Here is a 19,069-nt window from a genome sequence, read left to right on the forward strand (position 1 = left end):
CGTAACGGGCAAAGCGGACAGTGGTGATCAAGCCTGTGATCATGGGCTTTCGTCGTTACGTCCCGAATTGCTCCGGGCCTACCACCGGTTGGGGCAGATGGCCAAGCCCGCTTTATCGAACCCTCACACAGATGTGGCACAGGTCACGGAACGGTCACTGTCGCGGAGGCGTCTCGCGCGCGCAGCGGGCGACTCGGTCCGTGTGCCTGCCCAGCCGCTTGTGAATGCATGCACCTCTGGGCGTGAAGCCGCCCTCTGCTCGTGAACGCGTGCACACGTCCACATTCGCCCCGCCCCTCCCTCTGAAGTGTGAACGGGGCCCTCTATCAAGGGTTCTGGTCCAGCGCCAATTTGCTTTGAGCGCTAGGCGTTTGATAGTGCAAGACCGCCTCTACCAGCGGAGACGAGCGAAAATGTCACCTCTTGGTGATCACTCGACTGCTTCGCGTACGTAGATCACCGCTCATCCGACTTCATGATCCTTCGCCGGGTGGTGGAGATCACAAAGTACGTGCTGACCCCCGTGTCGCAGATCACACACCCGCGGGCATAAGATGCACGGCAGTTGGGCTTGTGACCTGCTTCACATGTCCGCGATCTTCGCTGGGGCAAGCGGGGCTTCCGGGACATGTGGGGTGGAAGTGAGCCCAGCGCAACCGCCAGCAGTCAGTGCCGACTGAGAGGAGCGAGGAGCGGTGAACGCGTATGCGCCCATCCTCGTACTGGGAGCCCTCGGGGCAGGCTTTGCGATCTTCTCCGTGGTCATGGCCACGCTGATCGGTCCGAAGCGGTACAACCGCGCCAAGCTCGAGGCCTACGAGTGCGGTATCGAGCCGACCCCCACGCCGGCGGGCGGCGGGCGCTTCCCGATCAAGTACTACCTGACGGCGATGCTCTTCATCGTCTTCGACATCGAGATCGTCTTCCTCTACCCCTGGGCCGTCACCTTCGACGCCCTGGGGATCTTCGGGCTCGTGGAGATGCTGCTCTTCGTGCTCACCGTCTTCGTCGCCTACGCGTACGTATGGCGGCGCGGCGGCCTGGAATGGGACTGAGGGGCCTTACGTCATGGGACTCGAAGAAAAGCTGCCGAGCGGTTTCCTTCTGACCACCGTCGAGCAGGCCGCGGGCTGGGTGCGCAAGGCGTCGGTCTTCCCCGCCACCTTCGGCCTGGCCTGCTGCGCCATCGAGATGATGACCACCGGCGCCGGCCGCTACGACCTGGCGCGCTTCGGCATGGAGGTCTTCCGCGGCTCGCCCCGCCAGGCGGACCTGATGATCGTCGCCGGCCGGGTCAGCCAGAAGATGGCGCCGGTCCTCAGGCAGGTCTACGACCAGATGCCGAACCCCAAGTGGGTGATCTCGATGGGCGTGTGCGCCTCCTCGGGCGGCATGTTCAACAACTACGCGATCGTCCAGGGCGTCGACCACATCGTCCCCGTCGACATCTACCTGCCCGGCTGCCCGCCACGGCCCGAGATGCTGATGGACGCGATCCTCAAGCTCCACCAGAAGATCCAGTCCTCCAAGCTCGGCGTGAACGCCGAGGAGGCGGCCCGCGAGGCGGAGGAAGCGGCGCTCAAGGCCCTGCCGACGATCGAGATGAAGGGGCTGCTGCGATGAGCGACGCGAACCGCGACGGCGCGGGCGCGCACCCGGGCGGCGTGAACGGCAGCGGGGTGAACGGCAACGGCGTCAACCCCGAGAAGGACCTCGGCGCCGCCAACCTCCCCGGCCGGCGCGGCGAGGGCGGCGAGGAGATCCGCGTCCAGCGCGGCATGTTCGGCGCCGACAACGGCGGCGACACCTCCGGCTACGGCGGCCTGGTCCGCTCCATCCGCCTCCCGGGCGCGGCCACCCGCCCCTACGGCGGCTGGTTCGACGAGGTCGCCGACGAGCTGGAGGGCGCCCTGGAGGAGCAGGGCCTCGTCCCTGAGAACGCCATCGAGAAGACCGTCGTCGACCGCGGTGAGCTGACCTTCCACATCGAACGCGAGTACCTGGTCGCCGTCGCCCAGACCCTCCGCGACGACCCGGCGCTCCGCTTCGAACTGTGCACGGGCGTGAGCGGAGTGCACTACCCCGGCGACAAGGGGCGCGAGCTGCACGCCGTCTACCACCTGCGCTCGATCACCCACAACCGGCTGATCCGCCTGGAGGTCAGCGCCCCCGACTCCGACCCGCACGTCCCGTCGCTCGTGTCCGTGTATCCCACGAACGACTGGCACGAGCGCGAGACGTACGACTTCTTCGGCCTGGTCTTCGACGGCCACCCGGCGCTGACGCGGATCATGATGCCGGACGACTGGCAGGGCCATCCGCAGCGCAAGGACTATCCCCTCGGCGGCATCCCCGTCGAGTACAAGGGCGCCCAGATCCCGGCTCCGGACCAGCGGAGGTCGTACTCATGAGCACGCACACCCCGTCCTCAGCCTCCGCGCGCGAGACAACCGAGGGCACCGTCTACACGGTCACCGGCGGTGACTGGGACGAGGTCGTCGAGTCCGTGTCCCGTGCCGACGACGAGCGCCTGATCGTCAACATGGGCCCCCAGCACCCGTCCACGCACGGCGTGCTGAGGCTCATCCTGGAGATCGAGGGCGAGACGGTCACCGAGGCCCGCTGCGGCATCGGATACCTGCACACCGGCATCGAGAAGAACCTCGAGTACCGCACGTGGACGCAGGGCACCACGTTCGTGACGCGCATGGACTACCTGACGCCGTTCTTCAACGAGACGGCGTACTGCCTCGCCGTGGAGAAGCTCCTCGGCATCGAGGACCAGGTCCCGGACCGCGCCTCGGTCATCCGGGTGCTCCTGATGGAGCTGAACCGGCTCTCCTCCCACCTGGTGTGCATCGCCACCGGCGGCATGGAGCTCGGCGCCACCACGATCATGATCTACGGCTTCCGTGACCGGGAGATGATCCTCGACATCTACGAGCTGATCACGGGCCTGCGGATGAACCACGCCTACATCCGGCCCGGCGGACTCGCCCAGGACCTGCCGCCGGGCGCCGTGGACCAGATCCGCGAGTTCGTGAAGAAGATGAAGAAGAACCTCCCGGAGTACGACAAGCTCGCCACCGGGAACCCCATCTTCAAGGCCCGTATGCAGGACATCGGCTACCTGGACCTCGCGGGCTGCATGGCCCTCGGCGCCACGGGGCCGATCCTGCGCTCCGCCGGCCTGCCGCACGACCTGCGCAAGGCACAGCCCTACTGCGGCTACGAGACGTACGACTTCGACGTCCCGACCGCCGACACCTGCGACTCCTACGGCCGCTTCCTCGTCCGCCTGGAGGAGATGCGCCAGTCGGTCGGGATCATCGAGCAGTGCCTGGACCGGCTGCAGCCCGGCCCGGTCATGGTCGCCGACAAGAAGATCGCCTGGCCCGCCCAGCTCGCCCTGGGACCGGACGGGCTCGGCAACTCCCTGGACCACATCAAGAAGATCATGGGCACCTCCATGGAGGCTCTGATCCACCACTTCAAGCTGGTGACCGAGGGCTTCCGCGTCCCGCCGGGACAGGCGTACGCGGCGGTCGAGTCGCCCAAGGGCGAACTCGGCGTGCACGCCGTCTCGGACGGCGGCACCCGCCCCTACCGGGTCCACTTCCGCGACCCGTCCTTCACCAACCTGCAGGCCATGGCGGCGATGTGCGAGGGCGGCCAGGTCGCCGACGTCATCGTCGCCGTCGCGTCCATCGACCCCGTGATGGGAGGCGTCGACCGGTGACCACCTCTTCTTCCGAGCGGGGCGTCAGCCTGGGCATGCCCGAACTGCCCGCGCCCGACTACCCGGACGACGTGCGGGCCCGGCTGGAGCGGGACGCGCACGAGATCATCGCCCGCTACCCGGACTCCCGGTCCGCCCTTCTGCCGCTGCTGCACCTGGTGCAGTCGGAGGAGGGCCATGTCACGCGCACCGGGATGCGGTTCTGCGCCGAGGTTCTGGGTCTGACCACGGCCGAGGTCACCGCGGTCGCCACCTTCTACACCATGTACCGGCGGCGGCCCTCCGGTGACTACCAGGTGGGCGTCTGCACCAACACCCTGTGCGCCGTCATGGGCGGCGACGCCATCTTCGAGGCCCTCCAGGAGCACCTGGGCGTCGGCAACGGCGAGACCACCGACGACGGCAAGGTCACCCTGGAGCACATCGAGTGCAACGCGGCCTGCGACTACGCACCGGTCGTGATGGTCAACTGGGAGTTCTTCGACAACCAGACCCCCGAGACCGCCCGGCGCCTCGTCGACGACCTGCGCGCGGGACGGCAGGTCGCTCCCACCCGCGGCGCCCCCCTGTGCACCTTCAAGGAGACCGCCCGGATGCTGGCGGGCTTCCCCGACGAACGGGACGGGGCCGTCGAGGCGACCGGCAGCGCGGGTCCGGCCTCCCTGATCGGGCTGCGGCTGGCCAAGGGTGAGTCCCCCGCCGCGCGCGTGGTGCACCCGAGGGACGGCGGGCCGCACGACGAGGCCGGGGACACGGCCGTGCACCAGCCGTCGCCGTCCGAACACCTCAGCTCGCACGACGCGCCGCAGGACACATCGGCCTCCGACCCGGCACACCCGGCCGGGCCCGTAGGCGACGAGGGAGGGCAGTGATGACCTTGGCACCCGAGAATGGGGGCACCGCCCGCCCGAGCGGATTCGAGGGTGGGGGAGAGACCAGCCCCGAGAAACTGCTCGTGCCCGTGCTGTCGGCCTTCTGGGACGAGGAGAGCTCCTGGACGCTGGACGTCTACCGCAGGCACGACGGCTACGAGGGGCTCCGCAAGGCGCTCGCCATGTCGCCGGACGACGTGATCGCGTACGTCAAGGACTCCGGACTGCGCGGGCGCGGCGGCGCGGGATTCCCCACGGGAATGAAGTGGCAGTTCATCCCCCAGGGCGACGGCAAGCCTCACTATCTGGTTGTCAACGCCGACGAATCGGAGCCCGGAACCTGCAAGGACATCCCGCTCCTCTTCGCGAACCCGCACAGCCTCATCGAGGGCATCGTCATCGCGTGCTACGCCATCAGGTCGTCGCATGCCTTCATCTATCTGCGTGGTGAAGTCGTCCCCGTGCTTCGGCGGTTGCACTCGGCCGTGCGCGAGGCCTACGCGGCGGGCTACCTCGGCGAGAACATCCTGGGCAGCGGGCTCGATCTCGACGTCACCGTGCACGCGGGCGCGGGCGCGTACATCTGCGGTGAGGAGACCGCACTGCTCGACTCGCTCGAAGGCCGCCGTGGTCAACCGCGGCTCCGTCCCCCCTTCCCTGCGGTCGCGGGCCTCTACGCGTGCCCGACTGTTGTGAACAACGTCGAGTCGATCGCATCGGTTCCCGCGATCCTGAACCGGGGCAAGGAATGGTTCCGGTCGATGGGCAGCGACAAGTCGCCCGGCTTCACGCTGTACTCCCTCAGCGGCCATGTGGCCAACCCCGGCCAGTACGAGGCCCCGCTCGGCATCACGTTGCGGCAGCTCCTCGACATGAGCGGCGGCATGCGGCCCGGCCACCGGCTGAAGTTCTGGACGCCGGGCGGCTCGTCCACGCCGATGTTCACCGAGGAGCACCTCGACGTCGCGCTGGACTACGAGGGCGTGGGCGCCGCCGGGTCCATGCTCGGCACCAAGGCCCTGCAGTGCTTCGACGAGACGACCTGCGTCGTGCGGGCCGTCACCCGCTGGACCGAGTTCTACGCCCACGAGTCCTGCGGCAAGTGCACGCCCTGCCGGGAAGGCACGTACTGGCTCGTGCAGCTGCTGCGGGACATCGAGGCAGGCAAGGGCGTCATGTCCGACCTCGACAAGCTCGCCGACATCGCCGACAACATCAACGGCAAGTCCTTCTGCGCCCTCGGCGACGGCGCCGCCTCGCCGATCTTCTCCTCCCTCAAGTACTTCCGCGAGGAGTACGAGGACCACATCACGGGCCGGGGCTGCCCCTTCGACCCGGCCAAGTCCACGGCCTGGGCGGACAAGCCCGCGGAGGTGAACGCATGACTGTGACCACCAGCGCTCCCTCAGGTGGGGGAGAGGCGGCGGTCCCGCCGGAGGACCTCGTCACGCTGACGATCGACGGCGTCGAGATCAGCGTGCCCAAGGGCACCCTGGTGATCCGCGCCGCCGAACAGCTCGGCATCGAGATCCCCCGCTTCTGCGACCACCCCCTGCTCGACCCGGCCGGCGCCTGCCGCCAGTGCATCGTCGAGGTCGAGGGCCAGCGCAAGCCCATGGCGTCCTGCACGATCACGTGTACGGACGGGATGGTCGTGAAGACGCACCTCACCTCGCCCGTCGCCGAGAAGGCCCAGAAGGGTGTGATGGAGCTCCTGCTCATCAACCACCCGCTGGACTGCCCCGTCTGCGACAAGGGCGGCGAGTGCCCGCTGCAGAACCAGGCGATGTCGCACGGCAACGCCGAGTCCCGGTTCGACGGGAAGAAGCGGACGTACGAGAAGCCGGTCCCGATCTCCACGCAGGTGCTGCTCGACCGTGAGCGGTGCGTGCTGTGCGCCCGCTGCACCCGGTTCTCCAACCAGATCGCGGGCGACCCGATGATCGAGCTCCTGGAGCGGGGCGCCCTGCAGCAGGTCGGCACCGGAGAGGGCGACCCCTTCGAGTCGTACTTCTCCGGGAACACCATCCAGATCTGCCCGGTCGGTGCGCTGACCTCGGCGGCGTACCGCTTCCGCTCCCGCCCCTTCGACCTGGTCTCGTCCCCCTCGGTCTGCGAGCACTGCTCCGGCGGCTGCGCCACCCGCACCGACCACCGGCGCGGCAAGGTCATGCGGCGCCTGGCCGCCTACGACCCCGAGGTCAACGAGGAGTGGATCTGCGACAAGGGGCGCTTCGCGTTCCGGTACGCGCAGATGAAGGACCGGCTCGATGTGCCGCTGGTGCGGCGGGAGAGCGGTGAGCTGGAGCCCGCGTCCTGGCCCGAGGCGCTCGACATCGCGGCCCGGGGGCTGCTCGCCGCGCGGGGGCGGGCCGGGGTGCTCACCGGCGGCCGGCTCACCGTGGAGGACGCCTACGCGTACAGCAAGTTCGCGCGCGTGGCGCTCGACACGAACGACATCGACTTCCGCGCGCGCGTGCACAGCGGCGAGGAGGCCGACTTCCTGGCCGCCCGGATCGCCGGACGCGGCCGCGACCTCGACGGTACGGGCGTCACGTTCACCTTCCTCGAGAAGGCGCCCGCCGTCCTGCTCGTCGGGTTCGAGTCCGAGGAGGAGGCGCCCGGCGTCTTCCTGAGGCTGCGCAAGGCCTGGCGGGGGCACGGCCAGCAGGTGTTCGCTCTCGCCACGCATGCCACCCGGGGCCTGGAGAAGGCCGGCGGCACCCTGCTGCCCGCCGCGCCCGGGACCGAGACCGAGTGGCTGGACGCGCTGGCCGGGCGGGTCGGCCTGGAGGAGGACGGCGTACGGGCCGCGGAGGCGCTGCGCACCGAGGGCGCCGTGATCGTCGTCGGTGAACGCCTCGCCGCCGTTGAGGGCGGCCTCACCGCCGCCGTCCGCACCGCGGCCGCCACCGGGGCCCGGCTGGCGTGGATCCCGCGCCGGGCCGGAGAACGGGGCGCGGTCGAGGTGGGCGCGCTGCCCTCGCTGCTGCCGGGCGGGCGTCCGGCCACCGATCCGCGCGCGCGGGAGGAGGTCGCCGCCGCCTGGGGCCTTGCCGACCTCCCGCACCGCTACGGCCGGGACACGGGCCAGATCGTCGAGGCCGCGGCCACCGGCGAACTGCGCGCCCTGGTCGTGGCCGGCGTCGAGGTCGCCGACCTGCCGGATCCGGCACGCGCGCGTGAAGCACTGTCCGAGGTGGACTTCCTGGTCTCCCTGGAACTGCGGCCCAGCGAGGTCACCGAGCGCGCGGACGTGGTGCTGCCGGTCGCGGCGGCCGCCGAGAAGGCCGGCACCTTCCTCAACTGGGAGGGCAGGGCCCGCTTCTTCGAGGCCGCGCTGAAGCCCGACCAGATGACCCGCCCGCTGATGCCGACCGACGCGCGCGTGCTGCAGATGCTCGCCGACGCGATGGACGTGCACCTGGGGCTGCCCGATGTGCGCACGATCCGCGTGGAGCTGGACCGCCTCGGCGCCTGGGACGGTCCGCGGGCCGCCAACCCCTGGAGATCGGCGGACAGCTTCCCCGCCCGGCCGCCGGGGAGGCCGTGCTCGCCGGCCACCGGCTGCTGCTCGACCAGGGCCGCCTCCAGGACGGCGACGAGGCGCTCGCCGGCACCCGGCACGCGGCACGCGCGCGTGTGTCCGCCGCCACCGCCGCCGAGGCGGGCGTCGAGGACGGCGACCTGCTGGCCGTGCGCGGCCCGTCCGGGACCGTCGAACTCCCGCTGCAGATCACCGAGATGCCCGACCGCGTCGTCTGGCTCCCGATGAACTCCACGGGTGGCGGCGTCCCCTCCGACACCGGGGCGCAGCCCGGCACCCTCGTCCGCATCGGCCCGGCGACGCCCGCCGCCGAAGCCCCCAAGGAGGTGGAGGCATGAGCCCGTACCTCGCCGCTGAAGACCTCTCGATGTTCGGCCACGACCCCTGGTGGCTGGTCGTCATCAAGGCGGTGTTCTGCTTCGCCTTCCTGATGGTGACCGTGCTGTTCTCCATCGTCTGGGAGCGCAAGGTCGTCGCCTGGATGCAGTTGCGCATCGGCCCCAACCGGCACGGTCCCTGGGGCATGCTCCAGTCGCTCGCCGACGGCGTGAAGCTGATGCTGAAGGAAGACCTCATCGTCAAGCGCGCGGACAAGGTGGTCTACATCCTCGCGCCGATCGTCGCGGCCATCCCGGCCTTCATGGCGATCGCGGTGATCCCCTTCGGGCCCGCCGGCAACGAGATCTCGATCTTCGGGCACCGCACCACGATGCAGCTCACCGACCTGCCGATCGCGATGCTCTACATCCTCGCGGTCGCCTCGGTCGGCATCTACGGCATCGTGCTGGCGGGCTGGAGCTCCGGCTCCACCTATCCGCTCCTCGGCGGCCTGCGCTCCTGCGCGCAGATGATCTCCTACGAGATCGCCATGGGTGCCGCCTTCGCCTCCGTGTTCCTCTACTCGGGATCGATGTCCACGTCGAGGATCGTCGAGGCGCAGCACGACCGCTGGTACATCCTGCTGCTGCCGGTGTCGTTCATCATCTACATCGTCACGATGGTCGGTGAGACCAACCGCGCCCCCTTCGACATGCCGGAGTCCGAGGGCGACCTGGTCGGCGGCTTCAACACCGAGTACTCGTCGATCAAGTTCGCGATGTTCATGCTCGCCGAGTACGTCAACATGGTGACGGTCTCGGCCGTGTCCACCACCCTCTTCCTGGGCGGCTGGCGCGCCCCGTGGCCGATCAGCACGGTCTGGGAGGGCGCGAACCACGGCTGGTGGCCGCTGCTCTGGTTCGTGATCAAGGTCCAGCTGCTGCTGTTCTTCTTCATCTGGCTGCGCGGCACGCTCCCCCGCGTCCGCTACGACCAGCTGATGAAGCTCGGCTGGAAGGTCCTCATCCCGGTCTCCGTGGTCTGGCTGATGCTCGTCGCGACCGTACGGGCGCTTCGCAACGAGAACTACGGTTTCGCCGATATCGCGCTGTACGTCGCGGGCGGAGTCCTCGCACTGCTCCTGGTGTCGTTCGTCATCGACATGTTCCGCGCGAAGGCCAAGGAGGCCGAGCGGCCCGCCGAGGAGCCCGCCGCCTTCGACCCGATGGCCGGCGGATTCCCCGTGCCGCCGCTGCCGGGACAGACGCTGCCACCGGTGCCCAGGCGCCGCTCGCGCCGGGAGCGGGAGCTGATTGTCAGTGGTGGACCGGACACTGTGAGTGACGGATCTTCGGATGGAAAGGAGGCGTCCGATGGCTGACGAGCCCAAGGACACCAAGCCGGGTTTCCAGAACCCGGTGGCCGGCTTCGGCGTGACCTTCAAGGCCATGTTCAAGAAGCGGCTCACCGAGCAGTACCCGGAGCAGAAGAAGACCACGGCTCCGCGGTTCCACGGCCGGCACCAGCTCAACCGCCATCCGGACGGCCTGGAGAAGTGCGTCGGCTGCGAACTGTGCGCCTGGGCGTGTCCCGCCGACGCGATCTACGTCGAGGGCACGGACAACACGGACGAGGAGCGCTACTCCCCGGGTGAGCGGTACGGGCGGGTCTACCAGATCAACTACGCCCGCTGCATCCTGTGCGGCCTGTGCATCGAGGCCTGCCCCACGCGCGCGCTGACGATGACCAACGAGTTCGAGCTGGCCGACTCCAGCCGCGCCAACCTCATCTACACCAAGGAGCAACTGCTCGCCGGCCTCGAAGAGGGCATGGTCGACACGCCCCACGCCATCTACCCGGGGATGGACGAGCAGGACTACTACCGGGGCCTGGTGACGGAGGCCGCGCCCGGCACCGTGCGCCAGGTCGCCGTCTCGAAGGGCGAGGTCCCGCAGGAGGCCGCCTCCACCTTCGGCGAGGGCGAGCCGGCGTCGAAGAAGGTGATCGGCGGATGACTGATCTCGCGGCCTACTCCACCTCCACCGGAGAGGCCTTCCAGTTCTGGGTCCTCGGCACCGTCGCGGTGCTCGGCGCCCTCGGCACCGTCTTCATGAAGAAGGCCGTGCACAGCGCGTTGTGCCTCGCGGGCACCATGATCGTCCTGGCGGTGTTCTACCTCGCCAACGGTGCCTATTTCCTGGGGATCGTGCAGATCGTCGTCTACACCGGCGCGATCATGATGCTGTTCCTGTTCGTGGTGATGCTGGTCGGCGTCACCGCGGCGGACTCCCTGAAGGAGACCATCAAGGGGCAGCGCTGGCTGGCCCTCCTGTGCGGGCTCGGCTTCGGCATCCTGCTGTTCGCGGGCATCGCCAACGCGTCCCTGAAGGACTTCACCGGCACCGGCAGGGCGAACGCGGGCGGCAATGTGGAGGGTCTGGCGGCCCTCATCTTCACCAAGTACGTGTTCGCGTTCGAAATCACCGGCGCCCTGCTCATCACGGCCGCCGTCGGCGCCATGGTGCTCACCCACCGCGAGCGCACCGAGCGCGCACGCACCCAGCGCGAACTCTCCGAGCAGCGGGTACGGGAGGGCAAGCACGTTCCGCCGCTGCCGGCACCCGGCGTCTACGCCCGGCACAACGCGGTGGACATCGCGGGCCTCCTGCCGGACGGCACCCCGTCGGAGCTGACCGTCAACAAGACGCTGCGAGCCCGCGGCCAGATCCGCGACGTGTCCGACGAGGCGATCAGCGATCTCAAGGCGCTGGAGCAGCACGCCGCCGAGCGCCTGGAGCGCACCGAGGAGAAGCGGCCGGCGCTCAAGAGGACCGAGGAGGCGTCGAAGTGAACCCGGTCAACTACCTGTATCTCGCGGCGCTGTTGTTCACGATCGGTGCCACCGGCGTACTGATCCGGCGCAACGCGATCGTGGTGTTCATGTGTATCGAGCTGATGCTCAACGCGTGCAACCTCGCGTTCGTCACCTTCTCCCGGATGCACGGCAATCTCGACGGCCAGATCATCGCCTTCTTCACGATGGTCGTCGCCGCCGCGGAGGTCGTCGTCGGGCTCGCGATCATCGTGTCGCTGTTCCGTACCCGCCATTCGGCCTCGGTCGACGACGCCAGCCTGATGAAGCTGTAAGGGGTCGGGAGAATCGTGGAGAACCTGATTGCGCTGCTGATCGCGGCGCCCCTGCTCGGAGCGGCCGTGCTGCTGTGCGGCGGCAGAAGGCTGGACGCGGTAGGCCACTGGCTCGGCACGGTGCTCGCCGCCGCCTCCTTCGTGTTCGGTGCCGTCCTCTTCACCGACATGCTGGGGAAGGCCGCCGACCACCGGACCATCACCCAGCACCTGTTCAGCTGGGTCCCGGTGGGCGGCTTCCAGGCCGACGTCACCTTCCGCCTCGACCAGCTGTCGATGACGTTCGTCCTGCTGATCACCGGAGTCGGCTCCCTCATCCACCTGTACTCGGTCGGGTACATGGAGCACGACGAGCGCAGGCGCCGCTTCTTCGGCTATCTGAACCTCTTCCTCGCGGCGATGCTGCTGCTCGTCCTCGCCGACAACTACCTGCTGCTGTACGTCGGCTGGGAGGGCGTCGGTCTCGCCTCCTACCTGCTGATCGGCTTCTGGCAGCACAAGCCCAGCGCGGCGACCGCGGCGAAGAAGGCGTTCATCGTCAACCGCGTCGGCGACATGGGCCTGTCGATCGCCATCATGCTGATGTTCACCACGTTCGGGACCTTCGCCTTCGGCCCGGTCCTCGGCCACGTCGGGGACACGTCCGAGGGCAAGCTCACCGCGATCGGCCTGATGCTGCTGCTCGCCGCCTGCGGCAAGTCGGCCCAGGTGCCGTTGCAGTCCTGGCTCGGTGACGCGATGGAGGGCCCGACCCCGGTCTCGGCCCTGATCCACGCCGCGACCATGGTGACCGCGGGCGTGTACCTGATCGTCCGCTCCGGAGCGATCTTCAACGCGGCGCCCGACGCCCAGCTGGCCGTCACCGTCGTCGGTGCCGTCACGCTCCTGTTCGGTGCGATCGTCGGTTGCGCGAAGGACGACATCAAGAAGGCGCTGGCCGGTTCGACCATGTCGCAGATCGGCTACATGGTGCTCGCCGCGGGCCTCGGCCCCATCGGCTACGTCTTCGCGATCATGCACCTGGTCACGCACGGTTTCTTCAAGGCCGGACTGTTCCTCGGCGCCGGCTCGGTCATGCACGGCATGAACGACGAGGTCGACATGCGCCGGTACGGCGGCCTCAGGAAGTACATGCCGGTCACCTTCGTCACCTTCGGTCTGGGCTACCTCGCGATCATCGGTTTCCCGGGCCTGTCCGGCTTCTTCTCCAAGGACAAGATCATCGAGGCGGCCTTCGCCAAGGGCGGCACCGAGGGCTGGATCCTCGGCGGCGCGGCCCTGCTGGGCGCGGCCATCACGGCGTTCTACATGACGCGGGTGATGCTGATGACGTTCTTCGGCGAGGAGCGGTGGCGCCACCGGCCGACCCCCTCCCCGGCCGAGCCCAGCGTGGAACCGGCGGCCGAGGAGCGCGGCGAGCACGCCGAACCGCATCCGCACGAATCGCCGGGCGTCATGACGATCCCCATGATCGTGCTGGCGGTCGGATCCGTCTTCGGCGGCGCGTTCTTCAGCATCGGCGACCGCTTCCTGCACTGGCTCGAGCCGGTCACCGGGCACAGTGAGGGGCATTCGCCGGTCAGCGCCTGGACGGTCACCGGAGCGACCATGGTGTGCCTGGTCATCGGCGTGGCCATCGCCTGGGCGCAGTACGGCCGCAAGCCCGTTCCGGCCGTCGCCCCGCGCGGCTCCCTGCTCACCCGGGCCGCCCGGCGCGACCTGCTCCAGGACGACTTCAACCACGTCGTCCTCGTCCGGGGCGGGGAACACCTCACGCGCTCCCTGGTGTACGTGGACCACACCCTGGTCGACGGCGTCGTCAACGGCACGGCGGCCTCGGTCGGCGGCCTGTCCGGCCGGCTCCGCCGACTGCAGAACGGCTACGCACGGTCGTACGCCGTCTCGATGTTCGGCGGTGCGGCGGTGCTCGTCGCCCTGACCCTGCTGATGAGGGCGGTCTGATAGCGATGTCCTTTCCCCTGCTGACAGCGACGGCGGTGCTCCCGGCCGTGGGGGCGATCGCCACGGCCGCGGTCCCGGCCGCGCAGCGCACCGCCGCCAAGTGGCTGGCGCTGGTCGTCTCGCTCGCCACGCTCGCGCTCGCCGCGGTGATCACGTTCCGCTTCGAACCGGGCGGCGCCCGGTACCAGTTCACCGAGTCCCAGGCCTGGATCAAGGACTTCGGGGTGCGGTACGAGCTGGGCGTGGACGGCATCGCGGTGGCGCTCATCGCGCTGACCGCGCTGTTGATCCCGTTCGTGATCCTGGCGGGCTGGCACGACGCGGACCCGCTGGAGACCGGAAGCCGGCGCTGGCGGCCGACGCAGGGCTTCTTCGCCCTGATCCTGGCCGTCGAGGCGATGGTGATCATCTCGTTCGAGGCCACCGACGTCTTCCTTTTCTACATCTTCTTCGAAGCCATGCTCATCCCGATGTACTTCCTCATCGGCGGCTTCGGGGACCGCGCCCACGAGCAGGGCGAGAAGGCGGCGTCCACGCAGCGGTCGTACGCCGCCGTGAAGTTCCTCCTCTACAACCTGGCCGGCGGCCTGATCATGCTGGCCGCGGTGATCGGCCTGTATGTGCAGGCGGGCAATTTCTCCCTCCCGGAGATCGTGCAGGCGCGGGCGAACGGCTCGCTGCACATGGCGACCAGTACCGAGCGCTGGCTGTTCCTCGGCTTCTTCTTCGCCTTCGCGGTGAAGGCGCCGCTGTGGCCGCTGCACACCTGGCTGCCCAACGCCATGGGGGAGGCCACCGCCCCCGTCGCCGTGCTGATCACGGCGGTCGTCGACAAGGTGGGCACGTTCGCGATGCTGCGCTTCTGCCTCCAGCTGTTCCCGGAGGCGAGCAAGTGGGCGACACCGGTCATCCTCGTCCTGGCCCTGATCAGCATCCTCTACGGGGCGCTGCTGGCGGTCGGCCAGCGGGACATCAAGCGGCTGGTGGCCTACGCGTCGATCTCGCACTTCGGCTTCATCATCATGGGCATCTTCGCGATGACCAGCCAGGGCCAGTCCGGGGCGACGCTGTACATGGTCAACCACGGCATCTCGACGGCCGCCTGGATGCTGGTGGCGGGCTTCCTGATCTCGCGCCGCGGCTCGCGTCTGATCGCGGGGTACGGGGGCGTGCAGAAGGTCGCGCCGGTGCTCGCCGGCACGTTCCTGATCGGCGGCCTGGCTACGCTGTCCCTCCCGGGGCTCGCGCCGTTCGTGAGTGAGTTCCTGGTGCTGGTCGGCACGTTCACGCGCCATCCGGTGATCGGCATCATCGCCACCCTCGGCATCGTCCTCGCCGCGCTCTACACCCTCGTCCTGTACCAGCGGACGATGACGGGTCCGGTGAAGGCGGAGGTCGCGGCGATGCCGGACCTGCGGGTCCGCGAACTCGTGGTGGTCGTCCCGCTGATCGCGCTGCTGATCTTCCTGGGCGTCTACCCGAAGCCGGTCACCGACCTGGTCAACCCGGCCGTCCAGCACACCATGTCCGACGTACACCAGACCGATCCCAAGCCCGCAGTGGAGGCGGCCAAGTGAGCGCAACAGCCGTCCACAGCCTGTGGACAACCGCGGCCGACCCGATCGCGAAGATCCAGGCGCCGAAGATCGAGTACGGGCAGTTGTCGCCGACCCTGATCGTCATCGGTGCCGCGCTCGTCGGAGTGCTGATCGAGGCGTTCGTGCCGCGCAAGTCCCGTTATTACGCACAAGTGTTCGTGTCCGTCGTCGCGCTCGCCGCCGCGTTCGCCGCGGTGGTGGCGCTCGCCGCCGACGGATACGGCACCACCAAGGCCCACATCGCGGCGATGGGCGCGCTCGCGGTCGACGGACCGTCCCTGTTCCTGCAGGGCACGATCCTGCTGGCGGGCCTGCTCGGCGTGTTCACCTTCGCCGAGCGGCGCCTCGACCCGGCGGCGCACGGCAACCGCGTGGACTCGTTCGCCGCGCAGGCAGCGTCCGTGCCGGGCAGCGAGAGCGAGAAGGCGGCCGTCAAGGCGGGGTTCACGACGACGGAGGCGTTCCCGCTGCTGCTGTTCGCGGTCGGCGGCATGCTGGTCTTCCCCTCGGCGAACGACCTGCTGACCCTCTTCGTCGCCCTGGAGGTCTTCTCGCTGCCGTTGTACCTGCTGTGCGCGCTCGCCCGGCGCAAGCGGCTCATGTCGCAGGAGGCCGCGGTCAAGTACTTCCTGCTCGGGGCCTTCGCCTCCGCCTTCACACTGTTCGGCATCGCCCTGCTGTACGGCTACGCGGGCTCGGTGTCGTACGCGCGGATCGCCCAGGTCGTCGACGGCACGGTCACGAACGTCGACCCGGCGCTCGCCAACACCATGGGCAATGACGCGCTGCTGCTCGTCGGCGCCGCGATGGTCGTGATGGGCCTGCTGTTCAAGGTGGGAGCGGTGCCGTTCCACATGTGGACGCCGGACGTGTACCAGGGTGCGCCGACACCGGTGACCGGCTTCATGGCGGCTGCGACCAAGGTGGCGGCGTTCGGTGCGCTGCTGCGACTGCTGTACGTGGTCCTGCCGGGCATGCGCTGGGACTGGCGGCCGGTGATGTGGGCGATCGCGATCGTCACCATGCTGGGCGGCGCTATCGTGGCGATCACGCAGACCGACATCAAGCGGATGCTGGCGTACTCGTCGATCGCGCATGCGGGATTCATCCTCGCGGGTGTGATCGCCACCACGCGGAGCGGCGTGTCCTCGGTCCTCTTCTACCTGGCCGCGTACTCGTTCGTGACGATCGGTGCCTTCGCGGTCGTCACCCTCGTCCGCGACGCGGGCGGCGAGGCGACGCACCTGTCCAAGTGGGCCGGGCTCGGCCGCAGGTCCCCGCTGGTGGCGGCCGTCTTCGCGGTGTTCCTGCTGGCCTTCGCGGGCATCCCGCTGACCTCGGGCTTCGCCGGGAAGTTCGCGGTGTTCAAGGCGGCGGCGGAGGGCGGGGCGATCCCGCTGGTCGTGATCGGTGTGATCTCGTCCGCCGTGGCGGCGTTCTTCTACATCCGCGTGATCGTCCTGATGTTCTTCAGCGAACCGCGCCCCGAGGGCCCGACGGTGGCGGTCCCGTCCCCGCTGACGATGACGGCGATCGGACTCGGCGTGGCGGTCACCGTGGCGCTGGGTGTGGCACCGCAGTACTTCCTGGACCTGGCGAACCAGGCGGGTGTGTTCGTGCGCTGAGGCGCCCGCGCCGATTGGGCGACGGCCCGGCACCCGCTCGGGGGGTGCCGGGCCGGCGTATGAGCGGTGGTGGCTACTGCTTGGCTGAGCGCCGCGCCGTGATCTGGGTGAGGTCCAGGTCCACGGGGAACGGAACGTCCATTTTCATCCGCTCACGCTCACGCAAAGGAACCGGACAGGCCTGTGGATAACTCCGAGGCTGTCGGCCCTGGCCCCTATCGTGGACGCAGTGGTCGAAGGGCGACCGACGGGGGACGGGCGATGGACGGGACGGCTGTGATGACCGAGGTGGGCGCGCCGGCGGTGGACGGTGGGAGCGAGGCGCTGGCCGCGCTGCACCGGGTCTTCGGGTACGACGCCTTCCGCGGCGAGCAGGAAGCGGTCATCGAGCATGTGGTCGCAGGCGGCGACGCCGTCGTGCTCATGCCGACCGGCGGCGGCAAGTCGCTCTGCTACCAGATCCCGGCCCTGGTCAGGCCCGGTACGGGAGTCGTGGTCTCCCCGCTCATCGCTCTCATGCAGGACCAGGTGGACGCCCTGCGGGCGCTCGGTGTGCGCGCCGGGTTCGTCAACTCCACACAGGACTTCGACGAGCGGCGCGTGATGGAGGCGCAGTTCTTGGCCGGCGAGCTGGACCTGCTCTACCTGGCACCGGAGCGGCTGCGTCTGGAGTCCACCCTCGACCTGCTCTCCCGCGGCAAGATCTCCGTCTTCGCCATCGACGAGGCGCACTGCGTCTCCCAGTGGGGCCATGACTTCCGCCCCGACTACCTGGCGCTGTCGCTGCTCGGCGAGCGGTGGCCGGACGTCCCGCGGATCGCGCTCACGGCGACGGCCACGCGGGCGACGCACCAGGAGATCACCCAGCGGCTGAACATGCCGCGGGCCCGCCACTTCGTGGCCAGCTTCGACCGGCCCAACATCCAGTACCGGATCGTGCCGAAGGCCGACCCCAAGAAGCAGCTGCTGGCGTTCCTGCGCGAGGAGCACGCGGGCGACGCGGGCATCGTCTACTGCCTCTCGCGGAACTCGGTGGAGAAGACGGCCGAGTTCCTGACCCGCAACGGCATCGAGGCGGTGCCGTACCACGCGGGTCTGGACGCGGCCACCCGTGCGGCGCACCAGTCGCGGTTCCTGCGCGAGGAGGGCCTGGTGGTGGTCGCGACGATCGCCTTCGGGATGGGTATCGACAAGCCGGACGTGCGGTTCGTCGCCCACCTGGACCTGCCGAAGTCGGTCGAGGGCTACTACCAGGAGACGGGCCGTGCGGGCCGCGACGGATTGCCGTCCACGGCCTGGATGGCGTACGGGCTCAACGACGTCATACAGCAGCGCAAGCTCATCCAGTCCGGGGAGGGCGACGAGGCGTTCCGCCGCCGGGCCCAGGCGCACCTGGACGCGATGCTGGCACTGTGCGAGACCGCCCAGTGCCGCCGCGGCCAGCTGCTCGCCTACTTCGGCCAGGACCCCCGGCCGGGCGGTTGCGGCAACTGCGACACCTGCCTGGAGCCGCCGGACACCTGGGACGGGACGATCGCGGCGCAGAAGGTGCTGTCCACGGTGTGGCGGCTGCACCGGGAGCGGCGGCAGAAGTTCGGCGCGGTGCAGATCGTCGACATCCTGCTGGGACGGCGCACGGCCAAGGTCATCCAGTTCGACCACGACCAGCTGTCCGTGTTCGGCATCGGCGAGGAGCTGACCGAAGGCGAATGGCGCGGCGTCATCCGGCAGTTGCTGGCGCAGGGGCTGCTCGCCGTCGAGGGCGAGTACGGGACGCTGGTGCTGACGGAGGCCAGTGGGGCGGTACTGCGGCGGGAGCGCGAGGTGCCGTTGCGCAAGGAGCCGAAGAAGCCGGCGGCGGCTCCCCGGTCGTCGTCGCCCTCCGCCCGGTCCGACCGCAAGCCGAAGGCGGCCGCCGCCGAGCTGCCCCCGGAGCTTGCCCCCGCGTTCGAGGCGCTGCGTGCCTGGCGCGCCGAACAGGCGCGGGAGCAGGGCGTCCCGGCGTACGTCATCTTCCACGACGCCACGCTGCGCGAGATCGCCACCGCCTGGCCCACGTCGGTGACCCAGCTCGGCGGTATCAGCGGAATCGGCGAGAAGAAGCTGGCCACCTACGGGGAGGGCGTGGTCGGCGTGCTCGCCTCGCTGGGTGGCCCGCCGACCGCCCAGCGGGCCGCGGCGCCGTCCGGCGGGACGGAGCCGGACGACTGGCCCGAGCCGGACGACGAGCCGGAGCCCGACGACTGGATATGAGGTGACGG

14 protein-coding genes and 1 pseudogene are annotated in these 19,069 nt (G+C 69.4%); all 15 read left to right on the top strand.

What is annotated here, in order from left to right; genetic code table 11:
- The first annotated feature begins 695 nt into the window (after positions 1–695).
- Positions 696–1,055 (top strand): NADH-quinone oxidoreductase subunit A, encoded by a 360-nt coding sequence (locus tag N8I84_RS23375; RefSeq protein WP_003992243.1) that lies wholly within the window; start codon positions 696–698, stop codon positions 1,053–1,055.
- A 13-nt stretch (positions 1,056–1,068) separates the two neighbouring features.
- Complete coding sequence (locus tag N8I84_RS23380) at positions 1,069–1,623, top strand: NuoB/complex I 20 kDa subunit family protein (RefSeq protein WP_007383964.1); 555 nt, start codon at positions 1,069–1,071, stop codon at positions 1,621–1,623.
- Positions 1,620–2,411 carry an NADH-quinone oxidoreductase subunit C gene (locus N8I84_RS23385; protein ID WP_263231346.1) on the top strand — a complete coding sequence of 264 codons (792 nt, stop codon included), beginning with the start codon at positions 1,620–1,622 and terminating at the stop codon, positions 2,409–2,411. The genes N8I84_RS23380 and N8I84_RS23385 overlap by 4 nt, the downstream gene beginning before the upstream one ends.
- A complete protein-coding gene (locus N8I84_RS23390; protein ID WP_263231347.1) occupies positions 2,408–3,739 on the top strand; it encodes an NADH-quinone oxidoreductase subunit D in 1,332 nt (443 codons plus the stop codon). Before N8I84_RS23385 ends, N8I84_RS23390 begins: the two co-directional genes overlap by 4 nt.
- Positions 3,736–4,611, top strand: a complete 876-nt coding sequence (gene nuoE / locus N8I84_RS23395; protein WP_263231348.1) for an NADH-quinone oxidoreductase subunit NuoE — start codon at positions 3,736–3,738, stop codon at positions 4,609–4,611. The genes N8I84_RS23390 and nuoE overlap by 4 nt, the downstream gene beginning before the upstream one ends.
- Positions 4,608–5,996, top strand: coding sequence for an NADH-quinone oxidoreductase subunit NuoF (gene nuoF, locus N8I84_RS23400; RefSeq protein WP_374707142.1), 1,389 nt, complete (start codon positions 4,608–4,610; stop codon positions 5,994–5,996). The genes nuoE and nuoF overlap by 4 nt, the downstream gene beginning before the upstream one ends.
- Positions 5,993–8,496 (top strand): annotated as a pseudogene (locus N8I84_RS23405) (NADH-quinone oxidoreductase subunit G). Before nuoF ends, N8I84_RS23405 begins: the two are co-directional and overlap by 4 nt.
- Positions 8,493–9,857, top strand: coding sequence for an NADH-quinone oxidoreductase subunit NuoH (gene nuoH, locus N8I84_RS23410; protein ID WP_263231349.1), 1,365 nt, complete (start codon positions 8,493–8,495; stop codon positions 9,855–9,857). The pseudogene N8I84_RS23405 and the gene nuoH overlap by 4 nt, the downstream one beginning before the upstream one ends.
- Positions 9,850–10,491 carry an NADH-quinone oxidoreductase subunit NuoI gene (nuoI, locus tag N8I84_RS23415; protein ID WP_263231350.1) on the top strand — a complete coding sequence of 214 codons (642 nt, stop codon included), beginning with the start codon at positions 9,850–9,852 and terminating at the stop codon, positions 10,489–10,491. The genes nuoH and nuoI overlap by 8 nt, the downstream gene beginning before the upstream one ends.
- Complete coding sequence (locus N8I84_RS23420) at positions 10,488–11,327, top strand: NADH-quinone oxidoreductase subunit J (protein WP_263231351.1); 840 nt, start codon at positions 10,488–10,490, stop codon at positions 11,325–11,327. Before nuoI ends, N8I84_RS23420 begins: the two co-directional genes overlap by 4 nt.
- Complete coding sequence (nuoK, locus tag N8I84_RS23425; RefSeq protein ID WP_023547474.1) at positions 11,324–11,623, top strand: NADH-quinone oxidoreductase subunit NuoK; 300 nt, start codon at positions 11,324–11,326, stop codon at positions 11,621–11,623. The genes N8I84_RS23420 and nuoK overlap by 4 nt, the downstream gene beginning before the upstream one ends.
- 15 nt (positions 11,624–11,638) lie before the next feature.
- Positions 11,639–13,585 (top strand): NADH-quinone oxidoreductase subunit L, encoded by a 1,947-nt coding sequence (nuoL, locus tag N8I84_RS23430; protein WP_263231352.1) that lies wholly within the window; start codon positions 11,639–11,641, stop codon positions 13,583–13,585.
- Positions 13,586–13,590: 5 nt separating this feature from the next.
- Positions 13,591–15,162 (top strand): NADH-quinone oxidoreductase subunit M, encoded by a 1,572-nt coding sequence (locus N8I84_RS23435; RefSeq protein WP_263231353.1) that lies wholly within the window; start codon positions 13,591–13,593, stop codon positions 15,160–15,162.
- Positions 15,159–16,808 carry an NADH-quinone oxidoreductase subunit NuoN gene (nuoN, locus tag N8I84_RS23440; RefSeq protein WP_200418756.1) on the top strand — a complete coding sequence of 550 codons (1,650 nt, stop codon included), beginning with the start codon at positions 15,159–15,161 and terminating at the stop codon, positions 16,806–16,808. The genes N8I84_RS23435 and nuoN overlap by 4 nt, the downstream gene beginning before the upstream one ends.
- 261 nt (positions 16,809–17,069) lie before the next feature.
- Positions 17,070–19,061 carry a DNA helicase RecQ gene (recQ, locus tag N8I84_RS23445; protein ID WP_263231354.1) on the top strand — a complete coding sequence of 664 codons (1,992 nt, stop codon included), beginning with the start codon at positions 17,070–17,072 and terminating at the stop codon, positions 19,059–19,061.
- Positions 19,062–19,069 lie beyond the last annotated feature (8 nt).

Source organism: Streptomyces cynarae (assembly GCF_025642135.1).
GTDB classification, from domain to species: domain Bacteria; phylum Actinomycetota; class Actinomycetes; order Streptomycetales; family Streptomycetaceae; genus Streptomyces; species Streptomyces cynarae.